Genomic DNA, 12,533 nt, shown 5'->3' with positions numbered 1-12,533 from the left:
GGACGGTTAATCCAGACAACCGGAGCGGGAATGTTCATTCCTACTTCTGTTTCTTTAATTGTATCAGCAGCACGAAAATCAAATCACGGCTTGCAGGCCGTCGCCGGGCTGCAATCTCAGCCATTCCGGTCCCAGCTGATGGCGAAACCACGTCGTTTGCCGTTTGGCATATTGCCGCGTCGCTGCCTTGCAGCGCGCGATGGCCTGAGGAAAGCTGATGTCACCCGCCATGGCAGCCGAAAGTTCGCGAACGCCGATCGCCTTCATCGCCGGCAGGTCGGGATCGAGGCCAAGCGCCGCAAGCCGTTTGACCTCATCGAGCGCGCCGAGATCGAGCATGCGGTCGAACCTTGTTTCGATCCGCTCGACAAGGGGGGCGCGGTCCGGCTCGATAACGAAGAACCGAGCGCTGTCGCGGTCGATCAGCGGCCGGCCGCGCGCTGCCTGCCATTCTAGGATGGAGCGGCCGGATGCGTCGAGCACCTCCAGCGCCCGCACGATGCGCTGGCCGTCGGTCGGCTTCAGCTGCATGGCGACCGCCGAATCTTCATGCATCAGGATGCGGTGCAGCTTGGCTGCGCCTTGCTCCTTTAACTCGTAGCGCCAGCGGTCGCGTACCTGCTGCGGAATGTCGGGCATTTCCGAAATGCCCTCGGCAAGTGCGCGAAAATAGAGCCCGGTGCCCCCGACGAAAATCACCGGACGTTCGAAGCCGGCGCCATCGGGTCGCCGGGCAAGCGTGCCGTCATCGATCAGCTTCATCACGTCGCGCAGCCCGGCGCCGGTGGAATAGGCGGTCGAGGGATGCACGTGGCCATAGAGAAAGTGCGGCGCGCGGGCGAGATCGGCGGCATTCGGCCGCGCCGTCAGCACGTCGAGCACCGAGTAGCCTTGCATGGAATCGGTGTTGACGATGACACCGCCCTTGCGTTCGGCGAGATCGAGCGCCAGCGCCGACTTGCCGCTGGCGGTCGGCCCGGCTATCAGGATCGCGTTCTTCACGCGGCCCTCGCCCGCCTGCCCGCCCTCGCCTAGCTGCTTGGAAGTCTCGATGCCGCTCATTGCCACGCTTGTGTCTCACCCCGTCCGCCGCGCGATGTCGGCCTCGCTTGCGAATATGGCCTCACGGTCGGTCGGCGCAAGCGCTGTTCGCTGGCTGGGCGAAGGCGTCGCCTGCGATCTGGTGTTGCCCGAGGGGGCAGAAGCCGCTGAGGCAAGTGCGGCCTTGCGCACAGCACTTGGTTCAGAGCCGGTCGACGTGATCGTTCAGCAGGCCGAAAGCCGCCGCAAGACAATCCTGCTTGCCGATATGGATTCAACCATGATCGACCAGGAATGCATCGACGAACTCGCCGACGAGATCGGCGTCAAGGACCGCGTCGCCGCCATCACCGCACGCTCGATGAACGGCGAGATCGCTTTCGAGCCGGCGCTGCGTGAACGCGTGGCGCTGCTGAAAGGCCTCGATGCCGCCGTCGTCGACCGCATCATCGCGAACCGCCTGACGCTGGCGTCGGGCGGCCGCGCTCTGGTGCAGACGATGCGCGCCAATGGCGCCTGGACGGCGCTTGTCTCCGGCGGCTTCGACGTCTTCACCAGCCGTGTCGCCGCCATGCTCGGCTTCGAGGAAAACCGTGCCAACCGCCTGATCGAGGAGAACGGGCGCTTTGCCGGCCTGGTCGCCGAGCCGATCCTCGGCCGCGCCGCCAAGGCCGATGCGCTGAACGATATCTCGGCCCGCCTCGGCCTGACGCCATTCGATGCGATTGCGGTCGGCGACGGCGCCAACGACCTCGACATGATCCGCCTGGCCGGCACCGGTGTCGCGCTCCACGCCAAGCCGGCCGTTGCTGCCGAAGCCAAGGTCCGCATCGACCATGGCGATCTCACCGCGCTGCTTTATCTCCAGGGCTACCGCCAGGAAGAGTTCGCCCAATGAAACCGATGCGCACCGAGCGCCTCATCCTGCGCAACTGGGAAGACCGCGATCGCGAACTCTTCCACCGCATCAATTCGGACGAGCGGGTGATGGAATTCTTTCCGTTCCGCCGCGACCGCGCCGAGACGGATGCCAAGATGGACGAGTTTCGGGGCTGGATCGCCGAGGACGGCTTTGGTTTTGCCGCCGCCGAGATCGCCGCGACTGGGGAATGCATCGGCTTCGTCGGTCTCTTAAAGACCGATCACGTGCCGTCCCTGCCTTCCGATACGATCGAGATCGGCTGGCGGTTGGCGCCGGAATTCTGGCGCAAGGGCTATGTCACGGAGGCCTCCGAAGCCTGGCTCGCCTTTGGCTTCGAAACGCTTGACCGCGACGAGATCGTCTCCTTCGCCGTCGCGGCCAACCGCCGCTCGACGGCCGTCATGGAGCGTCTTGGCATGAGCCCTGACCCGGCTCGCGATTTCGATCACCCATCCATCCCTGACAGCCACCCGCACCTCAAGCGGCATGTCCTCTACAAACTGTCGCGCACGGACTGGCAGGCACGAAAAAGGGCGGCTCGCTAGCCGCCCTTTCCCTGAAGACAATCGGTTATGGGGCTTTCCGGACTCAATCCATCCGGATCGTCACGAAGCGCAACTCGCCTGTCTTGGACGCCAGCATCAAGAGCGCATTCTTGCGGCCCTGCTCCTTCAGCGCGCCGATCCGGTCCATCACGTCCTTCGGGGTCGCGACCGATTCCTGGGCGATTTCGGTGATCACCTCGCCGGCCTGGATGCCGCGCTCGGCGGCGGCCGAATCCTTGGTGACGTCGGTGATGACGACGCCGGAGACGTCGGCCGCGATGCCGAATTTTTTCCGTGTGTCGTCATTGAGCTCGCCGACGGTCATGCCGAGCACCGAGGCCGTGGAGACCGCGGGCGCCTTGTCGCCGCCCTTGTCCTCATCGGTAGTGCCGTCCTCACCGGCAGCGACCTTCTCGCCGTCCTCAAGCCGGCCGAGCGTCACCTTCACCGTCTGCTCGACGCCCTTGCGCACGATGATCACGTCGACCGCCTTGCCGACCGGGCTTTCCGCCACGACGCGCGGCAGGTCGCGCATTTCATGGATGTCCTTGCCATCGAACTTGATGATGACGTCGCCGGCGAGAATTGTGCCGTTGTCGACCGGTCCGCCCTTGATGACGCCGGCCACCAGCGCGCCCTTGGCGGTCGCCATGCCGAGGCTCTCGGCGATGTCGTCGGTCACCGGCTGGATGCGCACGCCGAGCCAGCCGCGACGGGTCTCGCCGAACTGGCGCAGCTGGTCGACGACGCCCGAGGCAAGCTGCGAGGGGATGGAGAAACCGATGCCGATCGAGCCGCCCGACGGCGAGATGATCGCCGTGTTGATACCGATGACCTCGCCCAGGCTGTTGAACAGCGGCCCGCCGGAATTGCCGCGGTTGATGGCGGCGTCGGTCTGGATGAAGTCGTCGTAGGGGCCGGAATTGATGTCGCGGTTGCGGGCCGAGACGATGCCGACCGTCACCGTGCCGCCAAGGCCGAACGGATTGCCGATCGCCATCACCCAGTCGCCGACGCGCATCTTGTTGGAATCGCCGAATTTCACCGCCGTCAGCTTGTGGCCCTTCGGGTCGACCTTGAGCACCGCCACGTCGGTCTTGGTGTCGGTGCCGACCAGCGTCGCCTTCAGCGTCACGCCGTCGGAGAAATTCACCTCGATATCGTCTGCATCGGCGATGACGTGGTTGTTGGTGACGACAATGCCTTGCTCGGCGTCGACTACGAAGCCGGAGCCCAGCGACTGCACCTTTTGCGCGCCGCCATCCTTGTCGCCGCCACGGTTCTTGAAGAAGTCGTCGAAGAAATCCTGGAACGGCGAACCCTCCGGCAGCTGCGGCATCGGCACCGCGCCCGGACCTTCCGTGCCCTTCACGGTCTGCGAGGTCGAGATGTTGACCACCGCACCGAGCAGGCCTTCGGCGAGGTCGGCAACCGAAGCCGGTCCGTCCGCGGCCACCGTCGGCGTCACGAAAGCCGGAACGGCAAGCGCGCCGACCATAAGTGCCGCAGCACCTGCGATGAACGTCCGCCGCGCCGCGCGCAGAAGGGTGTTGGATGTCATCGAAAGCCTCCCGGAATCTGAAAAGAAAAAGCGCTTCGGCAAAACGCCGCGTCGCGTCATGTTGGCAAGAAATACGGCACGTTTGCGGCTATGGCCACATCAGGAGGATAAATCCTCCGTTACACCTTAGAGCGGTTCGCCGTTTCGCGGAAACGGCGAACCGTTCAATCCCTTTGCTTTTACGCAATTCCGGACGGAAAACCGCTCACACTTTCCTGGAATTGCAGATCAGCGGTCTTCAGCCACGCACCAACCAGACGATGCCGACGCCGATGGCGATCGCCACCAGCCCGACGATGCGCAGCGCAATTTCCGGCGTCGACAGCACTTCGCCGGCAAGACGTTTGGCAAGGCCGGGAAAGCCGCCATAGACCAGGCCCTCGACAACGAGGACCAGGCCTATGGCCGCAAGGAAATCCTGCACCGCCCTACTGGGCGGGTGCAGGTTGTGCAGCCGGCGCGGCAGGTGCCGTCGCCGGCGCGGCAGGTGCCGTCGCCGGAGCCGCAGGCGCCGCCGGCTTCGCGTCCGTCCCGTCCGGATTGCGGAAGAAGCGGAAGAACTCCGAGTTCGGCGACAGCACCATCGTCGTCCCGGAGTTGTCCAGCGCCGTGCCATAGGCATTCATCGACCGGTAGAAGTCGAAGAACGCCGGATCGCGTTTGTAGGCGTCGGCAAAGGTCGCGCTGCGCTGGGCTTCACCTTCACCACGCAGGATTTCCGATTCCTTGCGCGCTTCGGCGACGATTTCCACCACTTCGCGGTCGGCGCGGGCGGTGATGCGCTGCGCGGCCTCTTTGCCGCGTGCCCTCAGCCGTTCGGCCTCGGCCAAACGTTCGGCCTTCATGCGGTCGAAGGTCTGCTGCGAAACCTCGGCCGTCAGATCGGTTCGGCGGATGCGCACATCCTCGATCTGCAGGCCGAGCGAGGTGGCGTCGGGCCGAAGCTGATCGCGCACTTCGCGCATCATCACGGCCCGCTCTTCCGAAAGCGCCGCCTCGAAGTCGCGCAGACCGTAGACACGGCGCAGCGCCGCATCGAGACGCGTCCTCAGTCGTGCTTCGGCCAGTGTGATCTGACCGGACACGGCTGAGCGGAACACGCGCGGATCCGAGATGCGGTACGCGATGAAAGCGTCGACCTCGTAGAACTTGCCGCCCGAAACCTGGACGCGGATGTTGTCGAGATCGAAGCGCAGCACCCTGTTTTCGATCAACTGCACGCTGTCGGCGTCGAAGAAGGCGAAAGGCGCCTTGAAATAGATGCCGGGTTCATTCTTGACGTCGACGATCTCGCCGAACCGCAGCACGAGCGCCTGCTGGCGCGCGTTGACCACGAAGACCGAGGAGTAGAGCAGGAACAGAAGCACGGCCGCGATGACCGCGATGATGGGATGACGATTGGCCATCACTGGGCTCCTCCCGTGGTCGCAGGCGGCGGCGCCTTCGGTTGCAGTGCCGGCAGCGGCAGATAGGGAACGACCCCTTGCCCATTGCCCTGTTCGACGATCACCTTGTTGGAATCCTTCAGCACCTTCTCCATCGTTTCCAGATAAAGCCGCCGGCGCGTAACATCGGGCGCCTTGGCGTATTCGTCATAGACCGAGATGAAGCGCTGCGCCTCACCTTCGGCTTCCTGGACGACACGGTTCTTGTAGGCTGCCGCGTCCTCGCGGATCTGCGCCGCGGCGCCACGCGCCTGGCCAAGCTTCTGGTTGGAATACTGGTTGGCCTGCTCGACGAACTTGTCTTCGTCCTGCTCGGCGCGCTGCACTTCGTCGAACGCGTCGGCCACTTCACGCGGCGGCGCCGCGTCCTCGATCGAAACCGCGTTGACATTCAGGCCGGCCTTGTAGCCGTCCAGCGTCGTCTGGATGATTTCACGCACCGACGCGGCGATGCCCTGACGGTCGTCGCGGAAGATGTCCTGGGCCGGTCGCCGGCCGACCGCTTCGCGCATGGCGCTCTCTGCGACCTGCTGCAGCATGCCTTCTGGGTCGGAGACGTCGAACAGATAGGCCCGGGGATCGGAGACCTGGTAGGCCACCGAAAACTGGACGTTGACGATGTTCTGGTCGCCGGTAAGCATCAGCCCCGACGAGTTGCCGCTCGTCGCGCCGCCACCACCGATATCGACGAGTTGTTCGGCGATGTTGGCCGTCTCGACGGTTTCGACGGGCCACCAATGGAAATGCAGACCTGGCTGCGACAGCTCCGCCTTCGGCTTGCCGAAGCGCAGCTCGACCGCAACCTCGTCCGGCTGCACGGTGTAGACCGCCTTGAACGCCCACAGCACGATCAGAGCCGCTGCGATCAGCGCAAAGACGGCCGGGCTGGCGCCGCCACCACCGGGCAGCGCGCGCCGCAGCCGGTCCTGGCCGCGGCGGATGATGTCTTCGAGATCGGGAGGTGACCCCGGCGGGCCGCTAGGCCCCTTCGGTCCCTGCCCCCAGGGTCCCTGATTGTTGCCGCCGCCGCCCCATGGGCCGCCGCCGCCGCTCTTGTCGTTCCAGGGCATGAATGTCCTTTCGCTTGGGATTCCCTCAGCGCCGACGTTGCGGCGCAAAATCCAGTTGTTCTTCTATAGGGACGCAGCGATGCGCTTTCAACGCGATCCGCTGCCGAGCATGTCCGTTTTGGACGTTCGCGACCCTTTTATCGTCTCAATGCACGCCGCGGCGTCGCTCGTAAACCGAATAGCGCGTCGCATGGCTGTCCTTTTCACCGGCCGGAACGTCCTGAGCGCTGACAAGGCGCCACAAATCCGGATCTATGTCGGGAAAATGCGCGTCGCCATCGACCGTCGCCAGCACATGGGTGACGTGCAGCCGGTCTGCCAGCGGTAGCGCCTGCGCATAGATCTCGCCGCCACCGATGACGCAGATTTCGTCGACGCCGGCCATGCAACGCCCGCGCACCGTGGCCAGCTGGATCGCGGCTTCCAGCGAGTGCGCCACCTCGATGCCCTCGGCGCGCCAGGCCTTGTCGCGGGTCACCACGATGTTCAATCGGCCCGGCAGCGGCCGGCCGATGCCTTCATAAGTCTTGCGGCCCATGATGACGGGCTTGCCCATCGTATCGGCCTTGAAGCGCTTGAGATCGGTGGACAGCCGCCACGGCAAGCCGCCGTCGCGCCCGATGACGCCGTTCTGAGCAATGGCGACATAGATTGCGACGTCCATCAGTTGGCTTCCCCGGCGCCGTCATCCGACGGCTCCAAAAGCAATATGTCGATGTTGTGCTCGGGATAGAAATCCTGCGCCTTCGTCTCGAAGGTCGTCGGCCCAACCTTCTTGACATTGCCGCCGCAAAACGAGATCAGCGCTTTCGGGTTGCCCTTGTCGACGGTCAGCTTGAACTTGCCGATGCTGCCATTGGCCCAGTTGCCGCCGGTGGTCAGGATATAGGCAATGCGGTTCTCGTAAAAATGCGGATAACCGTCGGCCTTGGCGGCCTGCCGCACCGCATTCTCGAAGCTGTCGTCCATGCAGTAGCGGGTCTTGTAGTTCGTGTACTGGCTGCCCTCGGTGAACTTGCCGTCATAGAAGAAACTCACCGATGACGTGCCGCCGACGCTCGGTTTGTAGCGGTGCGAGACGTGGACATCCTTGTTGGCCGGAAATATCGCGCGCCACCAATAGGTCGAGCGCAACTGCCACCACGGCGTATAGACCTTGTTCGCCTCGGTACCGTCGCTGCCCGTATCCTCGATGATGATGCCGCGGTTTTCCCAATCCTCGGCGACCGTTTTCGGCAGCTTCGCCAGGGCCGCCTTGGCCGCATCGCCGAACGGATTGAACGGCACGTTCTGCGCCTTCAGATCGGCGCCGATATCGATGCCGACAGCAAACACTTTCTGCTCGAGCTGCGGCTTTGCCGGCGCTCCGTCGATCGTCACCTCGAAGCCAAGGAAATTGTCGCTCTGGTTTTCCGGGATGGCCGGCATTTCCTCCGGATTGCCTTCGATGTCCGGCAGCGGAAAAGCGACGATGGCATTTACATCCTTGTCGGTGTTGTTGTGGAAGACGTAGTCGACCGTGATCTTTTCCGGCGAGATATAGAGGTCCTCGCTTTGCATCGACACCGCGTCGCTACGCGACAGGATCAGGCCACCTGTGCCGAGTTCGGCGGTCGTATCATTGGCCAGCGCGGGCACAGCTAAAAGCGCCAGCGCTACGGACAGAACATATTGCAACATCGAAGCCCCTCGCCAAGAATGCCGCGACCCTAGCCGTTTCAATGTGGCGTTTCAAAGCCTTCCGTCTCCCAGCAGGACGCCACAGTGTCTGGACACGCCAATCGGCGGTCTGGACTAACAGGTTTCGATCGGGCAGGAGTTCGCGTCATGCGCAAGCTTCTCGTCATCGGCATCGGCGCCGGCAATCCCGACCATATGACCGTGCAGGCCATATCAGGCCTAAACCGGGCGGACGTCCTGTTTATCCCCGACAAGGGGGCGAAGAAGAACGACCTTGCCGAATTGCGCCGCCATATCTGCGACCGTTTCGTCAGCAATCCGAAATCGCGCCGCGTCGAGTTCGACGTGCCGGTGCGCGCCGAGCCGGCGCCTTCCTATCGCTCGACCGTCGATGACTGGCACGAGGCCATCGCCCAGATTTATGAGAGCCTGGTCCGCGACGACCTTGCCGAGGACGGCTGCGGCGCCTTCCTGATCTGGGGCGACCCCTCGCTCTATGACAGCGCGCTGCGCATCCTCGCGCGCGTACGACTGAGGGGCAATGTCGCATTCGAACTGGAGGTCATTCCCGGCATCACCGCCGTCCAGGCGCTAGCCGCCGGCCACAAGATGGCGCTGAACCGCATCGGCGACCCCGTGCTGATCACCACCGGCCGCCGCCTCGCCGAACAAGGCATGCCGCACAATGCCGGCAGCGCCGTGGTCATGCTCGACGGCAAATGCGCCTTCAACACGCTGGCAGACAAGGATCTGATCATCCATTGGGGCGCCTATCTCGGCACACCGGACGAGATCATCGTTTCCGGTCGCCTGGGTGATGTCGGCGAGGAGATTGAGAGGACGAGAGAAGAAGCCCGGAAAAGAAAGGGCTGGATCATGGACACCTATCTGCTGCGTAAAGCAGGAGAGCCCGAGGAATAGCGCGCTCAAAGGTCGAGTTCCTTCGCGCCCCCCTCTGTCCTGCCGGACATCTCCCCCTCTAGTGGGGAGATTGGCCGTCACGGAGGATTTCGCCAATCGCCTAACAGATTAGCGCCCGTCTACGGGCTAGCTGATCTCCCCCCTTGCGGGGGAGATGTCCGGCAGGACAGAGGGGGGTGTGACGGATCGCAAGCTTCAACCCTCACCCAGCATCAATCTCCGCCTGCAAGGCGTCCATATGCGTGGCCGCCGCTGCCGCCGCAGCGCGCTCGATAGCGCGAAAACGGCTGACAACTGCAAGGCCAACTGAGGTCAGCTGTGCGCCGCCGCCCTTTTTGCCGCCGGTCTGCGCCGCGACCAGTGGCTTGCCGAACACACGGTTCATATCTTCCACCAGATCCCAGGCGTGCTTGTAGGACATCTCCATGCCGCGTGCCGCAGCCGAGATCGAGCCGAAAGTGTCGATCTGCTCCAGCAATTCGATCTTGCCCGGACCTATGCGCCCGTCCGGATCGAGATTTATCCGCAGGCTCAGCGACGGCATCTCTTGTCCTCCACAGTCACACTAGCCCCTCTCGACCCATAGCGCTATTCCAAAACGATATAGCGGCTATCAGCCATCCGCTTCGGCCGGCAGGCCGGCGCCGGTGTTGGCACGGTCGAAACTGACCGTCTTGATCACCGCGAACACCTTGCCGCCGAGTTGAAGGTTCAGTACCTGCCTGGATTGTTCGGTAATGCGCGCAAGCACGGTTGCGCCATTGCAGTCGATGCCGATTTCGACCGTCGGCCCCTCGCCCGAGCCGATTGCGACGATGGCGCCCGGCAGGATGTTGAGCGCACTGAGACCTTTCGGCTGTTCGGTGGCTATCATCACGTCGCGGGCGCGGATTCGGATGCGCACAGGCGCGCCGACCGAGACCGCCAATTGCGGCACCCGGATTTCGCCCGCCGCCGAGCCGAGCACGGTCATCCCGAAGATCTCATCATGGCGCAGCACCTTGGTGTCGAGAACCGCGCCGCCCTCGCCGCGTTCCTCCGCCGGCAGCAATTCGAGCCGTTGCATGATCGCGCCGGTCGGGCCTGAGGCAGCGACCTTGCCTTGCGCCATCACCACCACGTCGCTGGCCAGCCGCGCCACCTCGGCGACGGAGTGGCTGACATATACGATGGGCAGCTTGGTCTCGTCGCGCAGCCGCTCGATATAGGGCAGGATCTCGGCTTTGCGCGCATCGTCGAGCGAGGCCAGCGGCTCGTCCATCAACAGCAGTTTCGGGCTGGCAAGCAGCGCCCGGCCGATCGCCACGCGCTGCTTCTCGCCGCCCGAGAGCTTTGCCGGTCGCCGGTCGAGCAGAGGACCGATGCCGAGCAGTTCGACGACCGCGTCGATATCCGCATAGCGCTCCGCCGGTGGCGTGAACCAGCGGCCATAGCGCAGATTGCCGGCCACGCTCATATGCGGAAACAGCCGCGCGTCCTGGAACACCATGCCGATCCGGCGCTTGTGCTTCGGCACGAAAATGCCGGCATCGGTGTCGACCAGCACACAGCCGTCGACCGCGATACGGCCCTTGGTCGGCCGGATCAGGCCGGCGATCACGTTGATCAGCGTCGTCTTGCCGGAGCCCGATGGCCCGAACAGCGCCGTCAGCCGCCCGGCGCTTTCGAAACGCGCGTCGACGGCGAAACCGCCGAGCCGATGGCTGATGTCCACCAGCACGCTCATTCGATGTCCATCCGCCGGCCGACGCGCCGCGCCAGCACTTCCGAGGCGACCAATGCGGCCATCGAGATGACGATGGAGATCAGCGTCAGCCTGAGCGCCCCGTCATCGCCGCCAGGCACCTGCGTGAAGGTGTAGATCGCCGAAGGCAGCGTCTGCGTCTCGTTGGGAATGTTGGAGACGAAGGTGATGGTGGCGCCGAACTCGCCCATCGCCTTGGCGAAGGACAGGATCGAGCCGGCGATCAGCCCGGGCAGGATCAGCGGCAGCGTGATGGTGGCGAAGACCCAAATCGGGTTGGCGCCGAGCGTTCCCGCCGCTGCCTCCATTTTGCGGTCGACCGCCTCGATCGACAGCCGGATCGCCCGCACCATCAGGGGAAAGCCCATGATACCGCAGGCCAGTGCGGCGCCGGTCCAGCGAAACGAGAAGACGATGCCGAAATGCTCGGCCAGGAACGCTCCCGCCGGCCCGCGCCGGCCGAAGGTAAGCAGCAAGAGATAACCTGTCACCACCGGCGGCAGGATCAACGGCAGGTGAACCACACCGTTGAGCAGCGTCTTGCCCCAGAATTTTCCGCGGGCCAGCAAAAGCGCCATCAAGATGCCCGGCGGCAGGCTGAACAGCATCGCCACCGTCGCCACCTTGATCGACAGCCGGACCGCATTCCATTCGTCGGGAGTGAGGTCCAGCAGCCAGTTCATGCGTCAGCCGCTACCTTAATTGCTCGGCGTGAGCACGGTGAAACCCTGATCCCTAAACAGCTCCACCGCCTTGGCGGACTGCAGGCACTTCAGGAAAGCCGGGGTATCCTTGTCCTTCGAATCGGTGGTCTGGGCAACCGGATAGATGATCGGCGGGTGCGAATCCTCCGGGAAGGTGCCGACCACCTTGACTCCCTTGTCGGCATGCGCGTCGGTGGCATAGACGATGCCGAGCGCGGCCTCGCCCGTTGAAACCAGCTTCAGCGCGGCGCGCACATTCTCGGCCTGCGCCACCTTGCCTTCGACCGACGACCAGACGCCGAGCGATTCAAGTGCCGCCTTGCCATACTTGCCGGCCGGCACCGCCTTGACGTCGCCCATGGCGAGCTTGCCGTCGCTGATCAGCTTGGCGAGGTCGAAGCCTTTCTCGATCCTGGTCTCGACCTTGGAATCCTGTGGCGCCACCAGCACGATCTGGTTGCCGAGCAGTTTCACCTCGGTTTCCGGCTTGGTCAGTCTCTTGTCGGAGAGGTACTTCATCCAGTCGAGATCGGCCGAAATGAACACATCGGCGGGCGCCCCGCTTTCGATCTGCTTGGCCAGCGCCGAGCTCGCGGCGTAGGAGACGGTCGCCGCTTCACCGACATCGGCTTCGCAGGCCTTGGTGACGGCGTCGAGCCCGTCCTTGAGGCTGGCTGCGGCAAACACGATCACCTTGTCTCCCGCGTGAGCCGCCGGCATCGCGGCCATCAGAGCTACGGCAAAGCCGCCAATCGCGATTGCCCTCATACCAAAACCTTTGTGCCCCAACATGAAAACTCTCCCTGGGCTTGAAATCTGCTGGCTCGACTCCTGCCGACCGATATATCTGGATGAATATAACAAGGGAAGGCCGCCTCCTGCGAAAGCGTATGTTCGGCA

The 12,533-nt window shown here is 64.0% G+C and carries 14 protein-coding genes; 3 read left to right on the top strand and 11 right to left on the bottom strand.

The features are described from left to right. Nucleotides 1-78: 78 nt before the first annotated feature. Nucleotides 79-1,062, bottom strand: coding sequence for a tRNA (adenosine(37)-N6)-dimethylallyltransferase MiaA (gene miaA / locus X751_RS152295; protein WP_023744632.1), 984 nt, complete (start codon nt 1,060-1,062; stop codon nt 79-81). On the opposite strand from miaA, the gene serB reads away from it, so the two are divergent. Both serB and X751_RS152305 read left to right on the top strand, forming a co-directional pair. Beyond that, complete coding sequence (gene serB / locus X751_RS152300; RefSeq protein WP_023725332.1) at nt 1,052-1,939, top strand: phosphoserine phosphatase SerB; 888 nt, start codon at nt 1,052-1,054, stop codon at nt 1,937-1,939. The two genes, miaA and serB, sit on opposite strands and share 11 nt — an antisense overlap. Next, nucleotides 1,936-2,508: a GNAT family N-acetyltransferase gene (locus X751_RS152305; RefSeq protein WP_023744631.1), complete on the top strand. Its 573-nt coding sequence runs from the start codon at nt 1,936-1,938 to the stop codon at nt 2,506-2,508. The genes serB and X751_RS152305 overlap by 4 nt, the downstream gene beginning before the upstream one ends. Nucleotides 2,509-2,551: 43 nt before the next feature. Here the strand turns inward: X751_RS152305 and X751_RS152310 are convergent, their stop codons facing one another. From X751_RS152310 to X751_RS152335, 6 genes are all read right to left on the bottom strand, one after another. Further along, the gene (locus X751_RS152310; protein ID WP_023682088.1) at nt 2,552-4,069 is read right to left on the bottom strand and encodes a DegQ family serine endoprotease; all 1,518 of its coding nucleotides are present in this window, start codon (nt 4,067-4,069) and stop codon (nt 2,552-2,554) included. 238 nt (nt 4,070-4,307) lie between these two features. After that, nucleotides 4,308-4,493: a DUF2065 family protein gene (locus X751_RS152315; RefSeq protein ID WP_023668333.1), complete on the bottom strand. Its 186-nt coding sequence runs from the start codon at nt 4,491-4,493 to the stop codon at nt 4,308-4,310. A 4-nt stretch (nt 4,494-4,497) separates the two neighbouring features. Continuing rightward, nucleotides 4,498-5,475, bottom strand: a complete 978-nt coding sequence (locus tag X751_RS152320; protein ID WP_023744630.1) for a protease modulator HflC — start codon at nt 5,473-5,475, stop codon at nt 4,498-4,500. Then, complete coding sequence (hflK, locus tag X751_RS152325; RefSeq protein ID WP_023682090.1) at nt 5,475-6,584, bottom strand: FtsH protease activity modulator HflK; 1,110 nt, start codon at nt 6,582-6,584, stop codon at nt 5,475-5,477. The genes X751_RS152320 and hflK overlap by 1 nt, the downstream gene beginning before the upstream one ends. 145 nt (nt 6,585-6,729) lie before the next feature. Continuing rightward, nucleotides 6,730-7,248: a dihydrofolate reductase gene (locus X751_RS152330; protein ID WP_023744629.1), complete on the bottom strand. Its 519-nt coding sequence runs from the start codon at nt 7,246-7,248 to the stop codon at nt 6,730-6,732. Continuing rightward, complete coding sequence (locus tag X751_RS152335; RefSeq protein ID WP_023682092.1) at nt 7,248-8,264, bottom strand: DUF4424 domain-containing protein; 1,017 nt, start codon at nt 8,262-8,264, stop codon at nt 7,248-7,250. The genes X751_RS152330 and X751_RS152335 overlap by 1 nt, the downstream gene beginning before the upstream one ends. 147 nt (nt 8,265-8,411) lie before the next feature. Here X751_RS152335 and cobF point away from each other — a divergent pair, with 147 nt between their 5' ends. Further along, on the top strand, nt 8,412-9,185 hold the full coding sequence (gene cobF, locus X751_RS152340; RefSeq protein ID WP_023682093.1) for a precorrin-6A synthase (deacetylating): 774 nt from the start codon (nt 8,412-8,414) through the stop codon (nt 9,183-9,185). Nucleotides 9,186-9,387: 202 nt separating this feature from the next. Here cobF and X751_RS152345 read toward each other — a convergent pair whose 3' ends face one another. The 4 genes from X751_RS152345 to modA all read right to left on the bottom strand — a co-directional run bounded on the left by X751_RS152345 (nt 9,388) and on the right by modA (nt 12,422). Then, nucleotides 9,388-9,729, bottom strand: coding sequence for a winged helix-turn-helix domain-containing protein (locus X751_RS152345; RefSeq protein ID WP_023682094.1), 342 nt, complete (start codon nt 9,727-9,729; stop codon nt 9,388-9,390). Between the two features lie 69 nt (nt 9,730-9,798). Further along, nucleotides 9,799-10,911, bottom strand: a complete 1,113-nt coding sequence (gene modC, locus X751_RS152350) for a molybdenum ABC transporter ATP-binding protein (RefSeq protein WP_023668327.1) — start codon at nt 10,909-10,911, stop codon at nt 9,799-9,801. Then, entirely contained in the window at nt 10,908-11,612 is a 705-nt protein-coding gene (gene modB, locus X751_RS152355) for a molybdate ABC transporter permease subunit (protein WP_023667413.1), read from the bottom strand. The genes modC and modB overlap by 4 nt, the downstream gene beginning before the upstream one ends. Nucleotides 11,613-11,627: 15 nt before the next feature. Further along, nucleotides 11,628-12,422, bottom strand: coding sequence for a molybdate ABC transporter substrate-binding protein (modA, locus tag X751_RS152360; RefSeq protein WP_155923552.1), 795 nt, complete (start codon nt 12,420-12,422; stop codon nt 11,628-11,630). Nucleotides 12,423-12,533: the final 111 nt, after the last annotated feature.

This window comes from Mesorhizobium sp. LNJC394B00, assembly GCF_000502555.1.
GTDB lineage: Bacteria > Pseudomonadota > Alphaproteobacteria > Rhizobiales > Rhizobiaceae > Mesorhizobium.
This window is presented reverse-complemented; position numbering and strand designations above follow the sequence as displayed.